This window comes from Rothia nasimurium (assembly GCF_035916755.1).
In the GTDB taxonomy this organism is placed as follows: domain Bacteria; phylum Actinomycetota; class Actinomycetes; order Actinomycetales; family Micrococcaceae; genus Rothia.
On record NZ_JAYWIX010000006.1, the window covers coordinates 16185 to 38111 of the forward strand.

General features: G+C 60.6%; 19 protein-coding genes. 10 read left to right on the plus strand and 9 right to left on the minus strand.

The features are described from left to right. Nucleotide 1: 1 nt before the first annotated feature. On the minus strand, nt 2-547 hold the full coding sequence (locus VSX42_RS07425) for a hypothetical protein (protein WP_326503683.1): 546 nt from the start codon (nt 545-547) through the stop codon (nt 2-4). A 266-nt stretch (nt 548-813) separates the two neighbouring features. Between VSX42_RS07425 and purB the strand changes: the two genes are divergently transcribed. Then, the gene (gene purB, locus VSX42_RS07430) at nt 814-2247 is read left to right on the plus strand and encodes an adenylosuccinate lyase (protein ID WP_326503684.1); all 1434 of its coding nucleotides are present in this window, start codon (nt 814-816) and stop codon (nt 2245-2247) included. A 93-nt stretch (nt 2248-2340) separates the two neighbouring features. Next, entirely contained in the window at nt 2341-3411 is a 1071-nt protein-coding gene (locus VSX42_RS07435; RefSeq protein ID WP_326503685.1) for a hypothetical protein, read from the plus strand. 130 nt (nt 3412-3541) lie between these two features. Here the strand turns inward: VSX42_RS07435 and VSX42_RS07440 are convergent, their stop codons facing one another. Then, entirely contained in the window at nt 3542-4480 is a 939-nt protein-coding gene (locus VSX42_RS07440; RefSeq protein ID WP_326503686.1) for a neutral zinc metallopeptidase, read from the minus strand. 11 nt (nt 4481-4491) lie between these two features. After that, nucleotides 4492-5295: a di- and tripeptidase gene (locus VSX42_RS07445; RefSeq protein WP_237186764.1), complete on the minus strand. Its 804-nt coding sequence runs from the start codon at nt 5293-5295 to the stop codon at nt 4492-4494. 213 nt (nt 5296-5508) lie between these two features. Here VSX42_RS07445 and VSX42_RS07450 point away from each other — a divergent pair, with 213 nt between their 5' ends. After that, nucleotides 5509-5763 carry a hypothetical protein gene (locus VSX42_RS07450; RefSeq protein ID WP_326503687.1) on the plus strand — a complete coding sequence of 85 codons (255 nt, stop codon included), beginning with the start codon at nt 5509-5511 and terminating at the stop codon, nt 5761-5763. Here VSX42_RS07450 and VSX42_RS07455 read toward each other — a convergent pair. From VSX42_RS07455 to VSX42_RS07475, 5 genes are all read right to left on the minus strand, one after another. Beyond that, nucleotides 5755-6564 (minus strand): fused MFS/spermidine synthase, encoded by an 810-nt coding sequence (locus VSX42_RS07455; protein ID WP_326503688.1) that lies wholly within the window; start codon nt 6562-6564, stop codon nt 5755-5757. The two genes, VSX42_RS07450 and VSX42_RS07455, sit on opposite strands and share 9 nt — an antisense overlap. A 26-nt stretch (nt 6565-6590) precedes the next feature. Continuing rightward, nucleotides 6591-7535, minus strand: coding sequence for a cation diffusion facilitator family transporter (locus VSX42_RS07460; protein ID WP_326503689.1), 945 nt, complete (start codon nt 7533-7535; stop codon nt 6591-6593). A gap of 11 nt (nt 7536-7546) precedes the next feature. Continuing rightward, nucleotides 7547-7864 (minus strand): acylphosphatase, encoded by a 318-nt coding sequence (locus VSX42_RS07465; protein WP_326503690.1) that lies wholly within the window; start codon nt 7862-7864, stop codon nt 7547-7549. 17 nt (nt 7865-7881) lie between these two features. Continuing rightward, on the minus strand, nt 7882-8697 hold the full coding sequence (locus VSX42_RS07470) for a carbon-nitrogen hydrolase family protein (RefSeq protein ID WP_326503691.1): 816 nt from the start codon (nt 8695-8697) through the stop codon (nt 7882-7884). A gap of 124 nt (nt 8698-8821) precedes the next feature. Beyond that, nucleotides 8822-9493 carry a DsbA family protein gene (locus VSX42_RS07475; RefSeq protein ID WP_326503692.1) on the minus strand — a complete coding sequence of 224 codons (672 nt, stop codon included), beginning with the start codon at nt 9491-9493 and terminating at the stop codon, nt 8822-8824. Nucleotides 9494-9718: 225 nt separating this feature from the next. Between VSX42_RS07475 and pta the strand changes: the two genes are divergently transcribed. The 7 genes from pta (at nt 9719) to VSX42_RS07510 (ending at nt 19477) form a co-directional block, all read left to right on the plus strand. Continuing rightward, nucleotides 9719-11830: a phosphate acetyltransferase gene (gene pta / locus VSX42_RS07480; protein WP_326503693.1), complete on the plus strand. Its 2112-nt coding sequence runs from the start codon at nt 9719-9721 to the stop codon at nt 11828-11830. A gap of 240 nt (nt 11831-12070) precedes the next feature. Beyond that, entirely contained in the window at nt 12071-13210 is a 1140-nt protein-coding gene (locus VSX42_RS07485; RefSeq protein ID WP_326503694.1) for an acetate kinase, read from the plus strand. 280 nt (nt 13211-13490) lie between these two features. After that, nucleotides 13491-14147, plus strand: a complete 657-nt coding sequence (locus VSX42_RS07490) for a hypothetical protein (RefSeq protein ID WP_326503695.1) — start codon at nt 13491-13493, stop codon at nt 14145-14147. A gap of 56 nt (nt 14148-14203) precedes the next feature. Beyond that, nucleotides 14204-14617 (plus strand): hypothetical protein, encoded by a 414-nt coding sequence (locus tag VSX42_RS07495; RefSeq protein WP_326503696.1) that lies wholly within the window; start codon nt 14204-14206, stop codon nt 14615-14617. A 628-nt stretch (nt 14618-15245) separates the two neighbouring features. Further along, complete coding sequence (locus tag VSX42_RS07500) at nt 15246-16679, plus strand: M48 family metallopeptidase (protein WP_326503697.1); 1434 nt, start codon at nt 15246-15248, stop codon at nt 16677-16679. 201 nt (nt 16680-16880) lie between these two features. Next, the gene (locus VSX42_RS07505; RefSeq protein WP_326503698.1) at nt 16881-17852 is read left to right on the plus strand and encodes a bile acid:sodium symporter family protein; all 972 of its coding nucleotides are present in this window, start codon (nt 16881-16883) and stop codon (nt 17850-17852) included. Nucleotides 17853-17941: 89 nt separating this feature from the next. Further along, on the plus strand, nt 17942-19477 hold the full coding sequence (locus tag VSX42_RS07510; protein WP_326503699.1) for an ATP-binding protein: 1536 nt from the start codon (nt 17942-17944) through the stop codon (nt 19475-19477). 281 nt (nt 19478-19758) lie between these two features. Here VSX42_RS07510 and VSX42_RS07515 read toward each other — a convergent pair whose 3' ends face one another. Then, nucleotides 19759-21864: a glycoside hydrolase family 15 protein gene (locus VSX42_RS07515; RefSeq protein WP_326503700.1), complete on the minus strand. Its 2106-nt coding sequence runs from the start codon at nt 21862-21864 to the stop codon at nt 19759-19761. Between the last annotated feature and the right edge of the window lie 63 nt (nt 21865-21927).

The following is a 21927-nucleotide window of genomic DNA, read 5'->3' on the forward strand; positions in this document are numbered from 1 at the left end:
CCTACCACCCCTCTCCTGCCAAAGTAGCGCTCACGCGGGCAAGCAGAGGGTTACCCATAGCCGAGCTGAGAGCCCCGTGCAGGGTAGGTAAGTTAGCCCGCTCGGCATGCACGATAAAGTCATCGAAGTCGATATCGTCCAGCACCGCCATGCCCGCCAAAGCGGCATCAAAAGCAGCCCCGGCAGCGCCGATAGCAGAAGCCACCAGCTCAAGCTCAGCAGCAACAGCCTCACCAGCCAACCGCACCTCCTGGGCGCTAGCCTCCAACTCCCCCTGCAGAACCCTAGCCGCACCCCCCTCTGCCTCTAAAGCACCCTGAAAGGCACGGCCAGCCACAGAATCCCACTGCACCTGCCCCGCAGCTAAAGCCTGCCCAGAGGCCTGCCCGACGGCGTCCGCCTGCCCCAAAACCTGCTGCGCCAGCGCAGCAGACCACTCCCGCACTCGCTGAGCCAAACCCAGTGCACCCGCAGACGCGCTCGCAGCCCCCTGACTCCCCAGGCCGACCCTGCCCGCAGCAGCAACAAGCTCATACACCGAAGGCATCGATTCCCCTCCTCACTTCTTTCACGAGCAATTCCTTAGCCCACACCCTAAAAGCAGCACCCCGCGGAGCACCAGCTGCCGCCCGCCTGTGGATAAGCTCCACCCAGGCCACCTGCACACATCGCCCCAAAATTGGTGCAGCAATGACGCACGATGACGCAGCGAGTTCACACCCCTTGACGGCAGCCACCACTTACCCGTAAAAGCCCATCTCGCACCCCCACTAAAACGTGCGCCACCCCACCCAACCGTGAGAAACTAAAGACATGTCTCATCGCGAAAACTGCACCACCCTGCCCTCTGGCCGTCACTCCCTCACCGGCGCTGGTCTTGCCCTCGGCGCCCTCGACGGACGCTACAAGGCCGCCACCGAACCCCTGGTCGACTACCTCTCAGAAGCTGCCCTCAACCGCGACCGCATCCACGTTGAGGTCGAGTGGTTCATCTACCTCTGCGACCATCGGGTACTGCCCGGTCTTGAACCCCTCACCGACGAGCAGCGTGCCGGTCTGCGCGCCATCGTCACCGACTTCACCGAAGAATCCGCCGCAGAACTTGCAGAAATCGAAGCCGTCACCGTGCACGATGTGAAGGCCGTAGAATACTTCATCGCCCGCCGTCTTGAGCCCCTGGGCCTGGGTCACCTCAAGCCCCTGGTGCACTTCGGCTGCACCAGTGAAGACATCAACAACCTCTCCTACGCCCTGGGTATCAAGGACGCCGTTACCAACGTCTGGCTTCCCGCCGCCCGCGGCCTGGTTGAGCAGGTCATGAAGCTGGCCGAAGAGGCCCGCGACGTGCCCATGCTTTCTCGCACCCACGGCCAGCCGGCCACCCCCTCAACCCTGGGCAAGGAGATGGCCGTCTTCGCCTACCGCCTAAACCGCCAGATTAAGCACGTTGAAAACGCCGAGTTCCTGGGCAAGATTAACGGTGCAACCGGCACCTACTCCGCCCACGTGGTCTCTGTACCCACCGCCGACTGGCAGAAGATCTCCGAAGAATTTGTCACCGGCCTGGGCCTGGCCTGGAACCCCCTAACCACCCAGATTGAAAACCACGACTGGCAGGCTGAGCTCTACTCCTCCATCGCCCACTTCAACCAGGTGCTGCACAACCTCTGCACCGACGTATGGAGCTACATCTCTATCCGCTTCTTCCGCCAGATTCCCGTTGCGGGCGCAACCGGTTCATCCACCATGCCTCACAAGGTCAACCCCATCCGCTTCGAGAACGCCGAGGCCAACCTCGAAATCTCCAACGCCCTGCTGAACACCCTGGGCTCAACCCTGGTGCAATCCCGCTGGCAGCGCGACCTGACCGACTCATCCTCCCAGCGCAACATCGGTGTAGCCTTCGGCCACTCCGTGCTGGCTATCTCTAACGTGGTCAAGGGCTTAGAGCGCCTGGACATCGCCACCGACGTCATCGCCCAAGACCTGGATGAGAACTGGGAAGTTCTGGCCGAGGCTATCCAGATGGTCATGCGCGCCGAAGCAATTGCGGGCGTCCCCGGTATGGAGGACCCCTACGAGCGCCTCAAGGAGCTGACCCGCGGCCACCGCGTTGATGCAGCCCGCCTCAAGGAGTTCGTCGCTAAGCTCGGTCTGAGCGAGGACGCCGAAGCCCGGCTTTCCGAGCTCACCCCGGCAACCTACATCGGTCTGGCTCCCTCTCTGCTGGAGCACGCCACCCGCTAAAGACTGGCTCGCACAGGTCACATAAGAAAACCTCGTCATACCTGGCGGGGTTTTCTGCTCCCCCGAGAGGTTTTCACTTTTAAGATAGAAGGTATGACCGAGAACTCCCGCCCCGCAGACAGCTCACCCGACCAGGTTCCCCTGGCCGTGCGCCGCCTGCGCAAGCTCCGCGCCCGCTATCCCGAAGCCACCCCCACCGACCTAGCAGAGCGCCTAGGCGGAATCTTCGTGCGCGACTTTACCCTGGTCGGGTCAGCCCAGGCAGGGGCGCAAGAACTGACCCCCAACGTCCTCGGCAGCGTCACCCGCAACCGCCGCGTCGCCGGGCTCACCCAAGCAGCCGCCCACCTGGGTGCGATCCAGCAGGGCATGGCCACCTACAGTCGGGCCGCCAACAAGGGCATTAACACCACCGCCCATGTGGGGAGTGCCCAGGCCGTCAAAACCTACCTGCACGGCATGGCCCTACTCCACGGTCTTCACGTTGAAGGCAGCGACGAGGCAGCAACCGCTATCTTGGGAGCCGAGGTCAACGATATTCTCACCCAGATGCAGGAAGCCCCCCGCGGTAGTGGCGCCACCCAGCAGATGAACATTCTGGGAGCCGTAGCCGCCGTCGGCCTGCGCAACCCCCAGACCCTGCTGCTGGTCAAGGCCGGCGAACAGCTAGTCAAGGCGGGAGGCGCTGTTTTCGCTAGTCAGAAGATGCGCCGGGATTTTGCCCAGCAGCTCATTACCCAGGTAGACCAGAACCTGGGAAGCACCCCCGGCCAGCTACCTGCCAGCACCCTCGCGATCTTAGGCAGCGGGCAGGACGCCGGCAGCCCGGTCGACGGGTCGGGGCAAGGCAGCGAGGGTTCGGCACCCACCGACGATGACGCTGACCTGCTAGAACTTTCCGCCGAAGAAGTCAGTGCAATTGAGGCACCCGAGCCGGTAGCGCCTTCTGCCCTGGATGAGCCTGCGCCGGTCGAGCCTTCCCAGATTGAGGCACCCGAGCCGGTGACGGCATCCACCATTGAAGAACCTACCCCGGTGGTAACCGAAACTCAGGTACGGCCCAGCACCGAAGCGGAGCTGGCGGCAGCCGACGGGGCAACCGCCAAGGGTGCCCGCCTAGCTGCCCGTGCGTTCGTCCGCGCCCGCTCCCGTTTCAAGGGTTAAAAGAAGGGACCAGATTCCTACCAAATACCGTGTGGACGTTAGGTACATCGGTAGGAATCTGGTCCCTACTGTAAAGAGAGGGGTGCTGACGCCCGCGGATCAGGTCGCGCGCCCTGGTTGGGTGCTCCGTTTACGAGTTGAAGGGCTGGGCGCAGGCTGCCATGGTGCCCTCGGTGTAGCCCTTCGTAAACCAGCTGACGCGCTGTTCTGACGAGCCGTGAGTCCACAGGTCGGGGTTAACCTCTTGACCCGAAGAACGCTGAATTGCGTCGTCACCGATGGCGCGGGCCGTATCGATCGCCTGCTGGATCTGACTCTCGGTCAGAGGGTCGAGCAGGGCATTTTCGCCCTTGTCAGCCTGGGAAGCCCAGACACCGGCATAGCAGTCGGCCTGCACCTCAACCTGCACGGCGCCAGAGTCAGCACCCGGGTCCTGGTAGTTGGAGTACTTCAGGGTGCCCATGGTCTGCTGAATGTGGTGGGCGAACTCGTGGGCGGTCACATACATGACCGCGAAATCGCCGTTGGAGCCACCCATGGCCTTGAGCTGGTCAAAGAAGGGAACCGACATATACACGGTCTGGTCAGCCGGGCAGTAGAAGGGGCCGGTCTGCGAGATATTGGCGGTACCGCAGCCGGTAGAGAGCTGGCCCTCCCCCAGCACCAGGTCGGGTGCGGTGTAGGAGATACCCGCCTCCGCAGGGAGCTTCTCTTCCCACACCATATCCAGGCTCACGCCGGTCGCCAGAATACGGCAATCATCGTAGCGGTTGGCGTCCTCATAGGTCTGGCAGTGGTCGAAGTTCCCGGCGCCGGTAACCTGGTCCTGCTGGGCTTCGGTGCCGTACATGGAGTTAGAACTACCGCCAGTCAGGCCACCAAGGCCGCCCGAGGCAAAAAGGAAGATAGCACCAAGAACAAGCACGCCGGGGATACCGAACTTACGTGCCACGCTGCCCATGAGCATCATCATGAGCGGGTTCGCACTACCGCCACCACCGGAACGGCCGTTGCCGCCCGATGAGCCTCGCTGGGAGTAGTTGTTATCTAGGTTGTCGTTAAAACCCATGACAGTTCTCTTTACTTCTCAAGCTGCGCGGTCTCACCCTGCGCGCCCTCAGAGGTGCCGGCGTCCTCGCCCTTGCCACCCTCAAACTTGGGGGCCCGGTCGAGGTTAAGGGCATCGGGGAAGACAGCGGGCAGGGCACCGAAGGTCTGCTCCACCGACTTGACCACGTTCTTACCCAGGGCCAGGTTGGCACCGCCACCCACCACAGCACCGATACCGAAGGGCAGGGCACGGCCGAGCAGCGCACCGGACTGGCGGGTCAAGAAGCGCTTAATGAACATATTGCGGATGGTGCGCTCGATACTGAACACCTTGCCGGAGTCCTTGGAACCCATCATCATGCCCCACTTGCGGGAAACACCGCCGGTCTTGCCGGTATGGGCCAGGATTGAGTTCATGAGCACGGAGCCGTCCTCACCCAGCATGATAGCCATGACCATGAGACGGGACTTTTCGGGGTCCTCAACGTGCACGCCGTGCAGCTCAGCCATAGCCTGCGCGTAGATAGCGGTGCGTTCCAGGTAGCCGCCCACCGCCAGGGCAGACAGGCCGACGGACGCCGCAGTACCCAGACCGGGCACAAAAGCGGTTGCGCCCACGGCACCGCCGCCGACCGTCACATCGCGCAGGTAGGCCTTTTCGAGGCGCTTGGCAATCTGGTCGGGGGTCTCGTGGGGGTGCTTCTCACGCATCTTCTTGAGCATGGAAACAATCAGGGGGCGCTGAACCTTCAGCACGGTATCTACGGTGCGGGTAACCGCGGGCTTGGGCTGACCGTTAGCGTCAAAAGCGCTAGATGCGTTGAAGTTGAACATAGCTTTTAGTTTACCGGCAAACGACCCTAAACACAGTGTACTTGCTATCGTGTATGCCCTGGGCATGACAGGTTATGCAGCACCTCTAGGTGACAATTGTGGCACCGGCCGCCACGTGTGTGAGCGACACCGTAACATTTGGCGGTCAGCGCCACCCCTACGGCAGGCAGCCACCTACACTGTTTGCAGTACCCCTCGCGAAAGAAGGCACCCGTGCAGGCAGTCCGTTCCCGTTTCACCGGCTCCGATAAGACCACCGGTGTGCTTCTCGTGATCGGCTCCTGTATCTCCCTACAGATAGGCGCGGCTTTTGCGGTGCAGCTCTTTCCCCAGCTGGACGCCTGGGGTGTGACCACCCTGAGCCTAGAGGTAGCTGCCCTGGTCATCGCCACGCTTATCACGCTACCCTTCGGCGAAGCCGGTGCCGTGCAGGCTTTTGCCAACCCGGGCGTCCTGGCCCTAGCCTAGCTTCCCCAGGAGCTCCACCAGCTCGTCAGTGCCCAGGGCGGACGCCGGGTGCGGCCCGGCACCGACCAGGCGGGTGGCGGCGTCCTGGGGGAGCGCCACGTGCGAACCCACCAGAATGAGGTTGCCCGCGTGGCGTCCGCTCAGCATGGTGGTGTCGGCCAGGCACCAGACGTGCTCAAAGACATCGAGCAGGGTGCGGGCCTGGGCAACGAAGAAGCTCAGCCCGGCGTCATCCCCCACGTTCACAGCCAGGAGCCCGCCCGCACTCTCACTACTGGCAGGGGCCAGGGAGTCGCGCAGGTCGGTGTAAAACTCGGCGGTGGTCAGGTGGGGCGGGGCCTCCCAGCCCGAGAAAATATCGAGGACGACCAGGTCAAGACCGCCCGGCGCGCCCAACTCCGCTTTCAGGCGGGGAGCCGCCGCGGCGGCGTCCTCAATCAAAATTGTGCAGTTAGTACCCTCTGGCAGGGGTAGCTGCTCCATCACAAAACCGGGCAGCTCCCGCTCGATGTCAACAGCCAGCTGGGCAGAACCGGGCCGGGTGGCCTGAATATAGCGCACCAGGGTCAGAGCCCCTGCCCCCAGGTGGGCGGCGGTGATGGGTGCCCCGGGCTCAGCCTGAAGATCAACCAGGTTGCCGATGCGGCGCAGGTACTCGTAGAAGATGAAGTCGGGGTGGGCTAGATCCACATGGGACTGCTCTGCCCCGCCGATTTCAAGAATCCGGCCGGTCGCTGAGAAGCCGTCAGGGGCAACGGATGCGCTCAGGCCAGAAAAAGAAAGTTGAATGGTGCGTGACATGTTCTCTAGCCTAGCCCCTTTCCGGTCTAGTGCAGGTGCCGCAGGTCTTCGTCGGCAGCCAGAGAGCGCGGCTCTATCTGGAAGGTGGAGTGCTTGATCGACACCTCAAAATGCTCAGCCACGCAGCTTTGCAGGTGCTTGAGAATCTCTACGGAGTGGCCCGAGATGAAGCACTCATCGTCGAGCACAATGTGGGCGGTGAGCACCGGCAGGTCGGAGGAAATCTGGCTGGCGTGTAGGTCGTGTACGGCAACCACGTGGGGCTGGCTTTCCAGGTGGCGGCGGACCTCGTCGAGATCAAGCCCGCGCGGGGTTGATTCCAGCAGGACCGAGGTGGTTTCGCGAAAGAGCTTGACTGTGCGCGGAATAATGAGCAGGCCGATGAGCATAGCGACCAGGGCATCGGCCTGGTAGAAGCCGGTACGCCATATCACCAGGGCCGAGATAACAACGGCCACCGAGCCCAGGGCGTCGTTGAGCACTTCCAAGAAGGCGGCCCGCATGTTGAAGTTGGTGCGGTCGCCGCCCACCAGTACCGCAATCATCACGATGTTGCCCACCAGGCCAATGGCGCCGAAAATTAGCACTTCACGGCCGGGTATGGGGGCAGGTTCCAGCAGGCGCTGCACCGCCTCGTAGAGCACAAAGAGCCCGACCCCGAGCAGCACGGCGGCCTGGAACATGGCTGAGAGCACCTCAACCCGGCGGAATCCCCAGGTGTGGCGCGAGGACGCCGGTAGGCGGGCCAGGCGCGCAGCAGCTAGGGCTACGCTCACCCCCAGGGCATCGGTGAAGACATGAACCGTGTCGAAGAGCAGAGCCAGGGAGCCGGTCAGCCAGGCTCCGACCAGCTGGAAGGCTACCAGCGACCAGGCGATAGCCACCACAACAATGAGGCGGCGCTCGTTGACTCCGGCGCCGTGGGAATGCCCGTGGGCTTGGCTATGAGAGTGACCGTGAGAATGGCCCATAGTGCGCCTTCCTAGTAGATGCCGAACCCCTTATAGGAGCCTACCGGCTGGGTGATGTCAGAGTCAACGTGGTCAACCCTACCGGCGGTATCACCCCCGGTCAGTTCGGCAAGGAGCTTCTCGCAGGCGTCCGCGCTGCCCTGGGCGATAATCTCAACCGACCCGTCATCCATGTTTTTGGCGTAGCCCACCAGCCCCAGGGGCTTGGCGATACCGGCGACCCACCAGCGGAAGCCCACGCCCTGCACGTGGCCGTAGGCGGTAGCCATGAGCTGGGCCTCGGCCGGTTCAGCCGGGGTTTTATCGGTGAAGATGTCAAAGAAACCCATGTCAGAAGACCCTTTCTCTAGTAGCCCAGCTTGGCGTTCGCCAGTACGGGTAGGGCCTGGCGGGCCCGGTCTACCTCGGTGAGGTCAAGGTCAACCACCAGAATCTCGGGAGCTTCACCGGCCTCAGCCAGGGTCGCACCGAAGGGGGAAACTACCCGGGAGTAGCCCACGCCGGTCGGCTGGGTAATATCTGCCCGCGGGTCAGCGCTGGCGGGGGACGCCTGATCAACAGCCAACACAAACATATTGGAATCTAGGGCACGGGCACTGGTGAGAATCTGCCACTGGCTCACCTTACCCTCACCCCCGGCCCAGGACGCCGCCACCACCGTCGCCTTCGCCCCGGCGCGGGAGTAGTCGGCAAAGAGCTTGGGGAAACGCACGTCGTAGCAGGTAGCCAGACCAATTTTGGTGCCGTCCACGGTGACGGTCACCAGCTGCTCACCGGCCTTGACCCCCTCAGATTCTTTAAACCCAAAGGCGTCGTAGAGGTGCATCTTGGTGTAGACGGTCTCTACCCCGTTCTGGTCGAAGCAGTAGAGGTTGTTGTAGACCCGCAGGTTCCACTCGTCAGCTAGCTGCACCGGGGCGAAGCCACCCGCCACCACGGTCACGTAGTTCTCGCGCGCGATGTTAGCGAGGGCGGTGCGGAAGGTCAGCTCGTGCTGGGCAGCATCGTCATACAGCCGCCCGCCGAAGCTAAGCATGGCCGCCTCGGGGAAGACCACCAGGCGGGCACCGCGCTCTGCTGCAAGCGCCGTGTATTCACGGATCGTCTCGATATTGCGGGCAACGTCCTTGGTACTGAGCATCTGGGCGAGAGCTATCTTCATACCTTCAACTCTAGAGGGCGCAGCGGGCGGTGACCAGGCGTCCGCTCCGGTGAATGTAATCGAAACCTTCATCTGCGCGTTCAAAGAACACGCACAAGAAGGTTTCGGCTACCTACACGATTTCTTAGAGCCCGGCCGCCTGCTTGAAGGCCGCCACCATGTCGGCGGTGCTGGTGCCTGAATCCACGTTCTCTAGTTTGGTTCCCTCCACCACGAAACTGGGGGTGCCCTTCACACCTGCGGCGACGCCGTCCTGGTACTCCTGCTCAATCAGGGCCAGGGCCTCTTCGCTTGCCAGGTCAGACTCGAAACGGGCGCGGTCCAGGCCCAGCTCTTCGGCGTAGTCACCCATGAGGGTGGCGAACTGGGCGGTATCGGTGATTTCCTTCCAGTCAGCCTGGTGGGTGTAGAGGTGATCAGCCATCGCCACATAAGCGCCCTGGGCCTCAGCAGCCTGCACAGCCTGGGCAGCGGGAACCGCGTTGGCGTGCATCGGCAGCGGGAAGTGGCGCACCGTCACGTTCATGGTGCCCTCCAGTTCGGCAGCGGCTTCACGGTACTTGGGGTCGGCCTTAGCGCAGTAGGGGCACTGCAGATCGGTGTAGAGGATGACCGTGGGGGCCCCGTCCGTCACTGCATTGAGCTGGTAGCCAGCATCGGTGCGGACGCCCGCCGCAGCTTCACCGCTCGCGGCGGCAGAAGCGCCGGCAGTGGTCTCGGTAGAACCGCCACAGGCCACCAAGCCCAGCAGAGGGAGGGTGCTTACAAGGGCTCGGCGGGTGAGTTTCACAGACATAAGACTCTTCTCTCAGACGATAGTTCTGAACCCAGCCTAACCACCCGCCTGCACCCCGTGCGGGCACAGACTGTCAGCAAGCGTCCGCCCCTCATGAGATACCACACAAACGCACGCTGCTCCGCCCCTAAAGCCCACACAAAGGAATAAACTCAGAAGTAAGCATACGGTAGCCCCACGGCCACCGTAACCCACAAAAACACAGCCACAAGGATGTAGACCCAGATGACCAACGGCATGTACATTTCCGCGATGAACCAGGGCTCCGGCAAGTCCCTCATCGCCATCGGCCTAATCGACTCCCTACTCAAAGAAACCGACCGCGTCGGCTTCTTCCGCCCCGTCTTCAGCGGCGAAATCGAGTCACAAGACCCCCTCATCCGTCTGCTCCGCACCAAGTACAACCTCAGCGACGCCCAGGCCCGGGGCGGTGTCTCCCTCGAACGCTGCCGTGAACTGCTGGCATCCGGCGACCACGAAGAAATGTCCTCCATCGCCGTCTCCGTCTACTCCGAGATGGCCAAGCACTGCGACGCCATCATCGTCGACGGCACCGACCTGCTCTCCCACAACGCAGCAACCGTAGAATTCGACCTCAACGCCCAGTTCGCCAAAGACCTCGGCACCCCCGTCATCGCCGTCGTCGGCGCCCAGGAATCCACCGTCTCAGACGTCGTCAACGCCGTTGACGTCGCCCGCACCGAACTCCACGGCGCCAAGGTAGACGTCCTGGCCATCATGGTCAACCGCGCCCGCCCCGAACTGCGCGAAGAAATCCTCAAGAACGTCAAGCGCGGCCCCTCCAACCGTCCCGTCTACGTTCTGCCCGAACTGCCCGAAATCTCCCTGCCCACCGTCGCCGAAGTCGTCTACAACCTCGGCCTCAACCACGACGGCATGAGCCAGGACTTCCTGGACCGCGACATCCACGACATCAAGATCGCGGCCATGACCGTCTCCAACTTCCTCTCCCAGTTCACCGACGGCGACTTCGTCATCGTCCCCGGCGACCGCTCCGACATCATGGTCGCAACCCTCGCCTCCGCCCTCTCCCCCAGCTTCCCCGCCCCCTCCGGCATGCTGCTGACCGGCGGCCTCGCAGCAGAACTCAAGGGCGACACCGCCATCGGCCAGCTCGTTGAAAAGGCGCCCTTCCCCGTCTTCTCCACCCAGCTTGACACCTTCAAAGCCGGCCGCGCCGTCTCCATGGTACGTGGCCAGCTCGCCCTCGGCCAGCCCCGCAAGATCGCAACCGCCCTCGGCGAATGGTTCCGCAACGTCGACGAAAAGGAACTCTTCGAGCGCCTCGAACTCGAACGCCCCGCAACCATGACCCCCCTGCGCTTCCTGCACAACCTCATCGAAAAGGCCCGCAGCGACCGCCGCTCCATCGTCCTGCCCGAAGGCTACGACCCCCGCATCCTGCGCGCCGCATCCATCATCGTCCGCCGCGACTTCTGCGACCTCACCCTCATCGGCAACCCCGAAAAAATCGCAGAAATCTGCCAGCGCGAATCCATCGACCTACCCATCGCAGAAGACGGCAAGCGCGGCGTCACCATCATCGACCTCGACAACAACGACTACACCGAGGACTTCGCCAAAACCTACGCCGAACTGCGCGCCCACAAGGGCATGACCCTCGAAGGCGCCCAGAACCGCATGATGGACCCCTCCTACTTCGGCACCATGCTCGTACACAAGGGCATCGTCGACGGCATGGTCTCCGGCGCCGTGAACACCACCGCCAACACTATCCGCCCCTCCCTGGAATTCATCAAAACCCGCGAAGGCGTCAAGGTCGTCTCATCCGTCTTCCTCATGCTCATGGAAGACCGCGTGCTCGTCTTCGGCGACTGCGCAGTGAACCCCAACCCCAACTCCGAGCAGCTCGCCGACATCGCCAAGGCCTCAGCAGAGACCGCCCGCCAGTTCGGCGTTGACCCCAAGGTCGCCATGCTCTCCTACTCCACCGGCACCTCCGGCTCCGGCACCGACGTCGAACTCGTCGTCGAAGCCACCGAGAAGCTGCGCGAATCCAACCCCGACTTCGCCTTCGAGGGCCCCATCCAGTTCGACGCGGCCTCCAACATGTCCATCGCCTCCTCCAAGCTCCCCGGCTCAGAGGTCGCAGGACAGGCAACCGTGTTCATCTTCCCCGACCTGAACACCGGCAACAACACCTACAAGGCTGTGCAGCAGACCTCCGGTGCTGTAGCCGTCGGCCCCGTCCTGCAGGGCCTGCGCAAGCCCGTCAACGACCTCTCCCGCGGCGCTACCGTCGATGACATCATCAACACCGTAGCTATCACCGCGATCCAGGCACAGACCCTGTAATAGGACGCGGACGCGGACGCGCTCGGGTTGGGTTTGCGAAGCAGGGTACGTCCCCTCCGCCGCGAACCTTAGGGCCGCAGCGGACTCCCCTGCGGCGACTAACCTTCTCGAGCTCGCCCTGGAGGGCTCGCTCGATTCATGCCAGACCCAGCCAGTCGCCTTTCGGGGAGTCCGCCTGCGTCCTAGGCACAGGCGTCCGCTCCCCCCTCACTCACTAAGCAACTAAAGGAAAACACTTTCATGCTCGTACTCGTTATTAACTGCGGTTCCTCATCTGTGAAGTACCAGGTGCGTGACACCGCCGCTACCGGTGAAGAGAACCAGGTCATCGCTAAGGGCCTGGTCGAGAACATCGGCTCCGCCGAGATCCCCACCCACACCGAAGCCCTCGACATCATGGCTAAGGCCCTGGTTGAGCCCCTGCACGGTAAGACCATCGACGCTATCGGCCACCGCGTCGTTCAGGGCGGCGACATCTTCTCAGAGCCCGTGCTGGTCACCGACGAGGTCATCGCCAAGATTGATGAGCTCTCCCCTCTGGCTCCCCTGCACAACCCCGCCCACGTGCTGGGTCTGAAGGCTGCCCAGGAAACCTACCCCGGCGTCCCCATGGTTGCCGTATTCGACACCGCTTTCCACGGCACCATGCCCGAGCACGTCTACCGTTACGCTGTTCCCGAAGAACTGGTTGAGAAGTACGGCGTGCGCCGCTACGGCTTCCACGGCACTTCCCACGACTACGTCACCGGCATTGCCGCTGACTTCCTGGGTCTAGACCGCTCCGAGTTTAACGGTGTTATCGCCCACCTGGGTAACGGCGCCTCTATCACCGCTGTTGAGGGCGGTAAGTGCCTGGATACCTCCATGGGCTACACCCCCCTGGCTGGCCTGGTCATGGGCACCCGTTCCGGCGATATTGACCCTTCTGTACTGACCTCCATCATGATGCGGGATCCCGAAATGACCCCCGCCAAGATGGACTCCCTACTGAACAAGGAGTCCGGCCTGCTCGCTATCGCTGGCAACAACGACATGCGTGCCGTGGTTGAGGCTATGGAAGCTGGGGACGAGCGCGCCAAGCTGGCCCTGGATATGACCTCCTACCGCCTGGCTAAGTACATCGGTGCCTACCATGTAGCTGTTGGTGGCATGAAGGCCCTGGTCTTTACCGCCGGTATTGGTGAAAACTCCCACCAGTTCCGTGAGCTGGCAGTTGAGCGTCTGGGCGCCCTGGGCATCAAGCTGGACACCGAAGCCAACCAGGTACGCGGCGACGACCCCCGCATCATCTCCACCGAGGACTCAGCTATCCCCGTACTGGTTATCCCCACCAACGAAGAAAAGGCTATCGCTGAGGCCACCGAGGCCCTGGTTGCCTAAGTTTTAGAGCCTCACCGCTGATAGAGCGGGGTTTCTTTCGAACTACGGTTCTTTACTGTGTTTCGAAAGAAACCCCGCTTTTCGTTTCTGGCCAGGTATCAAGACCCACAAGCTAGAGTTACACCATTACGAAGAAGCAGCCGAACAATCTATTCAGTATTTTTAGATAGGTTCTTGACTGGATCCTAAACAAGGTATTAATGTCAGAAGCACAAGAACTCCACTCTTGATCCCCAAGTCTCAGCCAAGGAAGGCTGACCAAGCACTCAAGGAGAACCAAGTGAAAGCTAAATTTTTCGGTAAGATTTCTGTTTTATTTTTTACAGTTACTTTTCTAGTGCCGCATACCGCACATGCTACTCCAACATCCTCACAAGTAAAGCATTCTGAAAATATAAGTACCACAAACAGCTATTATAGTGAAATTCTAAGTGAATCATCTTATATCATTTCACCACAAGAACTAGAGGAAATGGGGTACAGCGAAGAGATTATTCACCAACAAAAGGAAGCTTTAAAGACCCTCCCCATTTTTGTTAAAAATCAAAATGATGAAACAACAGAAACACAGCAGAGCATTACCCACAGGTATCGCGCACAAAACGTACATGAAAACTCCAGAATCGGTATACTGAACAAAACTCAATCATCACTGAGAAATACCTACCAGATTAGAAATACCTCTGGTGAAACTTTTCATTTTAGACAAAAAGGGGTCTTCGATGTAAACGTTCGCTCTGCTAAAACAGTCTCCCCCGGCTTTGGCAAGGGACGGGTTATGTATCATTCACTAGAGTCAAGCTTACCTACAGCAAAAGTCTGGACAGTGTGGCGCGAGAATACAAACCAGGAGTTTGAGATGCCATACAGGACACACTATTCAAGCAGGGTGTATCCAAGTATAGAGAAAATTGAAAGGTACTCCCTCACCCAATAAGAATAACTGATTCGGTTAAAGCATCATTAAATAATGCTAAATGGAACGATTTTAAAATGAAGAAAATAGAAATTCTGGTAATTCTAGGAGCTTTAGCCCTAAGTGGTTGCGGAACGGGAACTATCAAAGAAGAATTTCCAGACACAAGACCGCAAGCCACTGCGCCACCCCTGCGCCAATATGAACCGGTAGCTGATGAGAGCAAGGCCCTATCAAACCTCAGCAAAGAACAGTTCGATAGCTACTACGACATCATCTGCCACACATCATCTTTTAGGGATTTTTCAGAGATAGAAAAATCCCTCACAGAATCACCAGAAGAAAAGGAAAAGAACTACGCCTATATTAACGATGCACCAGATGTAGTTCGACAGATAAGCGATAGAAATAAAAATCAAGTCTACTCAGATACAACATTAGAAAAGCCTCAGCCACCCCGCTGCCATGAGCAATCAGAACCTCAGAATTAAGGGCTCGTTTTACCTGTACAAAAATTAATTTGGTGAAGGAGACCTGTGCCACTGAGCGTTTTATGGTGGCACAGGTTCTACTACTTTTTGTTGGGCTGCGAGCGAATAGATCTGTATGCAATAGCAAAAGCAAGGAGAAGCAAAATTCAGCTGTTGATAATTTCTAATGGTGTTATCTCAAACGTTTACGCCCCCCAGGTTTCGACTATTCCATTTTTATCTACACGGATACCTTGATATCCAAACGTTGTAGATACAATAAACGCTAACGCCACAACTTTTGATATTGAGCTGGCTCTCATTTGATGCTCCCTGAGTGATTGGTCAGCCGTCTCTGGCTGAGACTTGGGTATCAGGAGATATCCTCATGATTTGCTCTTTACCACCAATCCAAATCGTGTACAAGAGGTTATTTGAAACATTATATGAATTTTAGTTACCCCCTCACTAGAGCACAGCTCAACACCGGCAAAACTCGTCAGCAACGGGCGGAAGCCTGCGCCCACAGGGCCCACCCAACCCACGTAGCCAAGTAACGGCTCTCAACCAGCCAGTCCAGAACACAGCGCTCACCAACTTTCTTGCTACTGTGGAACCAGAACACACCGCCTAACCAGCAGGAAATCGCATGAGTGAGAACAACCCCGGCACCACCCCGCCCTACCCGCAGCAACCCGGCCCACAGGCGTCCGCGCACATCAACGAGCAGGGCCTTACCCAGCCCCTACCCAACGACCTCAGCGGCGGCTGGCTGCCCGAAGACACGCGCCAGCGGCCCCTCTCGCCCCTGCCCGCGCCCAAGCTCTTCGGCTTCCAATCCCTGCTGCCCTTCAAGTTCCTCAATGCCCTGCGCCACCCGGCCGAGCTGCCCCTGCTCGTCATGGCCTACGCCCTGACCATCATGCTCTACGTGGGCGGCGGTGTCTACCTCATCTACTCACTCTTCAGCAGCGTGCTGGGGGACGACTTCGTCAACTACCAAATCAGTAACCTGGTCGGCCAACTCATCGCCATCGCTATCTACCTGCCCCTGGGCATCTTCTTCGTACGCGGCGCCATGTACGGACGTCTGCGCCTGAGCGGGGTGCGCATTACCCCCACCCAGTTCCCCGAGGCCTACCAGATGATTGTTGAAGCCGCCCACGCCGCCGGCCTGCGCCGCGTACCCGACGCCTACGTCGTACTCGGCAACGGCCAAATCAATGCCTTCGCCTCGGGCCACGGGCACCGCCGCTTCATCGCCATCTACTCCGACCTCTTCGAAATCGGTGGCGCAGCCCGCAACCCCGAGGCCCTTCGCTTCATCATCGGGCACGAGGTAGGGCATATCGCTGCCGGTCATGTCAGCTACTTCCGCCTGATTTTCACCAGCTTCTTCATGCAGATTCCGATCCTCGGCAACCTGCTCTCCCGCACCCAGGAATACACCGCCGACAACTTCGGCTACCGCTACGCCCCCGACGGCGCCGAAACCACCACCACCGTACTCACCGTCGGCAAGTACCTGATGAACGACGTCAACTTCCACGAACTGGCCAACCGGGCCGTCTACGAGCGCGGCTTCTTCACCTGGTTCGCCAATCTCACCACCACCCACCCGCCGGTGACCTGGCGTGCCCACGCCCTGCGCGACCGCACCGAACCCGGCCGCCTGATCTGGCGCCCCAAGAACAACCCGCCCTACCCGCTCTCCATGATTCCGGCAGCAGAGCCCGCCGAAGCCTGGGCCGACCCCCTGCAGGCCACCGACCACCTGGCAACCTACCCCGAACGCGCCGACAACCAACACTGGGGTTCAGTCAACACCACCTACCGACCCCCGGCCCAGTACCGCGACCGCACCGTAGGCGACATGCTCTACACCGGCTGGGTGCCCCCGCAGTACCGCCAGCGCACTCCCTGGAACGGCTTCGGCGCTCCCTCGCCGCAGGATCCCCAGCAGGCACCTGGCCAGTCACCTGAGCAGCAGGGTCAGGACGCCGGTAGCGGCTCGGGTGCTACGCCTCGGGAAGGCGAGCGCCCGGCGTCCGCCCCGGACAACCCGCCCACTGACCAGGGCTAACTCTCGACAGGAAAACCCCACCCCAACCTATTGCCCACATCACAGGCATGGGTTAGGGTGGGGTTTATTAGCCCTCAAAGAGGAAGGTGATCCCCATGGGTTTTCTCTACGCTATCGCCGGTATTGTTGGCCTAGGTCTGGCCGCCCTTGGCGGTGCCAAGTGGTACGAGGCCGAAAAAGGCAAAGAGTAGAATGGGCTAAATGGCCCTACCCCAGAAATTGCGCTCCTGGCGCCCCGACCCGCTGATTACCCTAATTCTGCTTGCCGTTGCCCTGGCGATTATCTTCCCGGCGCGCGGGAACTTCGCCGAGGGGTTCAGCGTAGCCACCAAAATCGCCATCGGCCTGCTCTTCTTTCTCTACGGTGCCCGGCTCTCACCCCAAGAAGCCCTGCAGGGCCTGAAAAACTGGCGGCTCCACAGCACCATCCTGGGCTTTACCTACCTCATCTTCCCGCTCATTGGCCTAGCCCTCTACCCCGTCCAGGGCATTATCGGCCGGGAGCTCTACCTGGGCCTGCTCTTTATGACCCTGGTGCCATCCACCGTGCAATCCTCGGTGGCTTTCACCTCTATCGCCAAGGGCAATGTGGCAGGGGCAATTGTTAGCGCGAGTGCCTCAAATATCGTGGGTGTGATAGCCACTCCCCTGCTGGCTATGCTGCTGATGCAGAGCGATCAGCTCACCATCTCAGGCTCCGTTTTTGGTGATATCGCGCTCCAGCTGCTGCTACCCTTCGTGCTGGGTCAGCTCCTGCGCCGCTGGGTGGGCGACATATCCAAGAACAAGCTCACCAAGCACGTTGACCGTCTCTCCATTGCCATGGTGGTCTATGCAGCCTTTTCGGACGGCATTGTGCAGGGCATCTGGACCCGCATTAGCCCCTGGCAGATTCTGCTCCTGGTTCTTCTGTCGCTTGTCCTGGTTGAGTTCCTGCTCTGGCTCAGCGGGGTTGTCTCAAAGAAGCTGGGCTTTAGCTACGGCGACCGGGTGGCGGTACAGTTCTGCGGCTCGAAGAAGTCCCTGGCAACCGGCCTGCCCATGGCAGCGGTAATTTTCGGGGGTGGAGCCGTGGGGGCTCTCATTCTGCCGCTCATGATTTTCCACCAGGTGCAGCTCATGATTTGCGCTGCCAAGGCTGCCCGATGGGGCAGGCAGATCCAAGCTTCATAGTGAAAATCATGGTGACTATCATGGTGAAAATGGCCATCATGGTTAGCAATGACGTTGACTTTTCACTATGACAGCCCCATGCTTTAACCATGACCTGGACATCCGAACGCCTTACCGAAACCCTCAAGCAGCTACGTCAGCGCCAAGGCGACACCACCACCATTGAAGTCAAAAAAGCCCAGGGAGGCATGCCAACCCGCCTAGGGGAAACCCTCTGCGCCTTTGCCAATATGCCTAGTGGCGGAACTATTATTCTAGGTATCGACGAGAAGGCAGGGTTTACCGTTACCGGGGTACCCCAGGTTGCCCAGCTTGAAGCAGCGATCGCTGCACATAACCGAAACGATGTTGCTCCGGCCCCGTATCTAGAGTTCACTTCCCTCTCCCCAGAAGAGGATGAACCCGCCACCGTACTCATTGTTGAAGTCCAGGGACTCCCCATCACAGACAAGCCTGCCACCTACAAGGGCATATCGTATCTTCGCCAGTCAGACGGCGACTACGCCATGAACCCCGTGGAGCTACGCATGATTGAGATTGCTAAACTCCACACTTCTGAGCACATTCGCTATGATGCCCAGCCTGCCCCCAACAGTACCAGGGCAGATTTAAACCCCCAGCTCGTCAAGAGCTACCTGGAGCATACCCGGGCAAGTAGCAGGCGTATGCGGCAGCTAGAGGACGAAGATATTCTCAGGGCAACAGGTGTCTTAGACCCCCAGGGCACCCCCACTGTAGCGGGTTTGTACGGACTAGGTTTTTACCCGCAGGGCCCGGAACCTGCGCTCGGGGTGACCGCCGCCGTCCTCACCACCCGCAACGGAACGTCACGAAGCCGCAATCTTGAACATTTCGATGGAGCCGTGCCTGACCTGCTTGCGGACCTCACGAACTGGGTGGAGGCCAACCTCCCTACCTACCAGGTCTACAACGGTAGCGGGGACCTCTACGACCAAACAGTTCTCCCCATGACCGCAGTGCGTGAGGTCATTGCCAACGCCCTGGTTCACCGTGACCTGAGCCCCCTGACGCTCAGCACCGGCAAGTCTGTGCAGGTTCGCATCACCGAGCGGTGCCTCATTGTTGAGAGCCCCGGTGGATTGCGCGGCCTGTCCACCCACCAGCTCCTGAGCGAAGAACATGCTCAGGCAGCGGTCAATCAGAGGCTCTATTACCTGATGAAGAACAGTGAAACCTCAGATGGAGCTCGGGTTATTGAGGGCGAAGGCGGAGGGATTCGGGAGGTCCAGCAGGCCCTTGAAGCGGCAGGGGCACCCGCACCTATTTTCACCGATACCGGGGTCAAGTTTCGAGTGGTTCTCTGGTTTGCAGAGCACCCCCTGCCTGCCCGCCAGGAACAGCCAGCACCTTCTGTGCCGACACATCGCCCTAGCCTGCAACAATCTCCTGCCCCGGTCCTACCCCAGGGAGTTGGCAAGAATACCCCCCTTATTGCGCAGTCTCTTGCGTCTGGGCAGGTGTTGACGCGCGCTCAGCTTGCCGACCAGACCGGGCTCAGCCCCGCCCAGGTTCGCTACGCTGTAGAGCAGCTCCTTGAGGCAGGGCTAGTTGCGATGGTAGGTGAGCGAGGACGTAAGGGAACCGGCTACCGCTGGGTGGGCTAGGACGACGAAACGCCTACGCCTGCGTCTTTGACTTCATTACTGTGGAAGGTGGCCGCTATCTGATCTACCTGGGTGTCACCTTCCTGATCGCCAACATTCTCAACCCCAAAATCGCGGTCTTCTACATCGCCAGCGTGCTGCCCTTTATGGTCACCAGCGTGCAACCCTTCATCATGGGGAAGCCTGCTAGCCCTCATCCACGGCGGCATCGCGGGGTCAGCGCTACTGGTCTTTGGCGTGCTGATCCTAGTGGAGGCGGCGCACAAGCTGCTCTAGAGGGCCTATAACCCCAGCGCCTCCACCACCCGAATCAGAGAGATATGGGCCAGGGCCTGGGGGAAGTTGCCGGTAAGGCGCTGCTGGTCGAAGTCATACTCGGAGCTCATGAGCCCCAGGTCATTGGCGCAGTCCAGGACGGTATCGAGGAGGGCGCGGCCGTCCGCCTCCCGACCTGAGCGGATGTACTGCTCTGCTAGCCAGAGGGAGGAGACGAAGTGAGGGTTGTCCTGCCCCTCAAAGCCGTCTTGGGAGTCGGAGTTGTCGTAGCGGTAAATCATGCCCGAGGAGTGGCGGATGGTCGCTTCGATACGTTCAACGGTTGCCAGCATGCGGGGGTCGTCCCAGTCGACCAGCCCAATTTGGGGTAGTTGCAGTAGGGAGGCATCCACGGCGGTGCCGCCGTAGGTGGAGACAAAGCAGCCCAGGTCGGCGTTGAAGCCGCGGCTCAGGATCTCATCTGCAACGGCGTCGCGGCAGTGTTCCCAGGTGGCGGCGTCCCCGTCGAGCCCGAAGTCGCGTACGGCTGAGACGCCGGCATCGAAGGCTGCCCAGAGCATGGCCTGGGAGTGGGTGTAGACAGCGGGTTCGCCGAAGGTCTCCCACATGGAGCGGTCAGTGTCGCCGATACGTTCGGTGGCGGCGTTGAGCAGGGCCTTCTGGATTGGCCAGGAGAGGTGGTCTTCTGCTACGCCCGCTTCACGCAGATTGGCGAAGGTGACGAGCACCTGGCCTAGGGCGTCCCCCTGGAACTGGTCGCCCGAGCCGTTGCCGCTTCGCACCGGCTGGGACCCCTCGTAGCCGGGCAGGGCCAGGCGGCGCTCGATGTCGTCCTTTTCGCCAGCCAGGCCGTAGACCGCGTGAATACGGCGGGGGTTGTTGGCCAAGGCTCGGAGAATCCAGTTACGCAGCTGGGCGGTCTCACGCTCGTGGCCGTGGGCGAGGGTTACGTCCATGGCCATGGCGACATCGCGTAGCCAGGTGAAGCGGAAGTCGTAGTTGCGTTTACCCCCAATGACCTCGGGTAGGGAGGTGGTCACGGAGGCGACCAGGGCACCGGTTTCACGGGAAATCAGGGCGCGCAGGACCAGCAGGGACCGCAGGCGGGCTTCCCGGTAGCGGGTGTTGGCTTCTTCGCGGTGGTCCTCGGCGGTGGGGGCAACAACCTGGCTCGCAACGGTTTGGGCTAGCTCATGGTAGGTGGCTTCATCGACCTCGGGAGCGGCGGTGTTTGAGCCGGTTTCCAGCAGAATTGATGAGGTCTTAGCTTCTTCCAACTCCTCAACCTCGCGCACCGCCGAAATAGTAGCGGGCGCTTGCTCTGCCTGCTCAGATGCGCGGACGCCGGTGGGCACCTGCCCGCCCTTGGGCAGGTGGGCGGGGGCGGCGTCCTCATCTTCGGCCTCTGGCAGGGAGTCTGCGGGGCTGTAGAGCTCGGACCACTCCTGCCACTGCTCCTGGGTGTAGGTCAGGGCCGTGGGGTAGTCCACCGTGGCAGGCGGATTGTGGTTAGAGGCAAAGTAGGACAGGGTGAAAGTGTAGCTCTGACCAGCAGAAATAGTGAAGGTTTCGGCCTTAGATTCGGGGTCACCCTCAGGCAGGGAGTCCCCCCGGAAGACCAGGGCGTGGGGGCCAGCCATACCCACCAGCATGTCGGCGGACGGGTCGGGGGCGCCAGTGGCATCCACCCCCTCATAGCGGGTAACCCAGGGAATCGTCTTGCCGTAATCAAAGCGCAGGGCGAGCTCGTGATACATGGTGACCTCACCGGTCAAGCCTTCCACGTTGCGCACAATGGTGGTGCCGCCCGAAAGCGGCATAAACTCGGTGACGCGCACCGACGCGTCCCCCACAAACCAGACGGTCTGCAGAATAAAGGTGTTCTCGCGGTAGGAACGCTCCGTGCGGATCTCTTCCACCGGGGCGGGGTTGACCGATTCGAGGGGAGCCAGCAACCAGCGTCCGTGCTCCCGCTCCCCCAGAAGGGCGGCAAAGACCGCGCGGGAGTCAAAGCGCGGGGCGCAGAACCAGTCAATGGAACCGGTGCGGGAAACCAGCGCGCCGGTATTCATGTCTGAAAGCAGGGCGTAATCCTCGATGAAAGAAGCCATAGAACCAGTCTAACAGGGCGCTTAGTATCGGCCGGTGGTGCTGAAGGTAATCGAAAGTTTCAT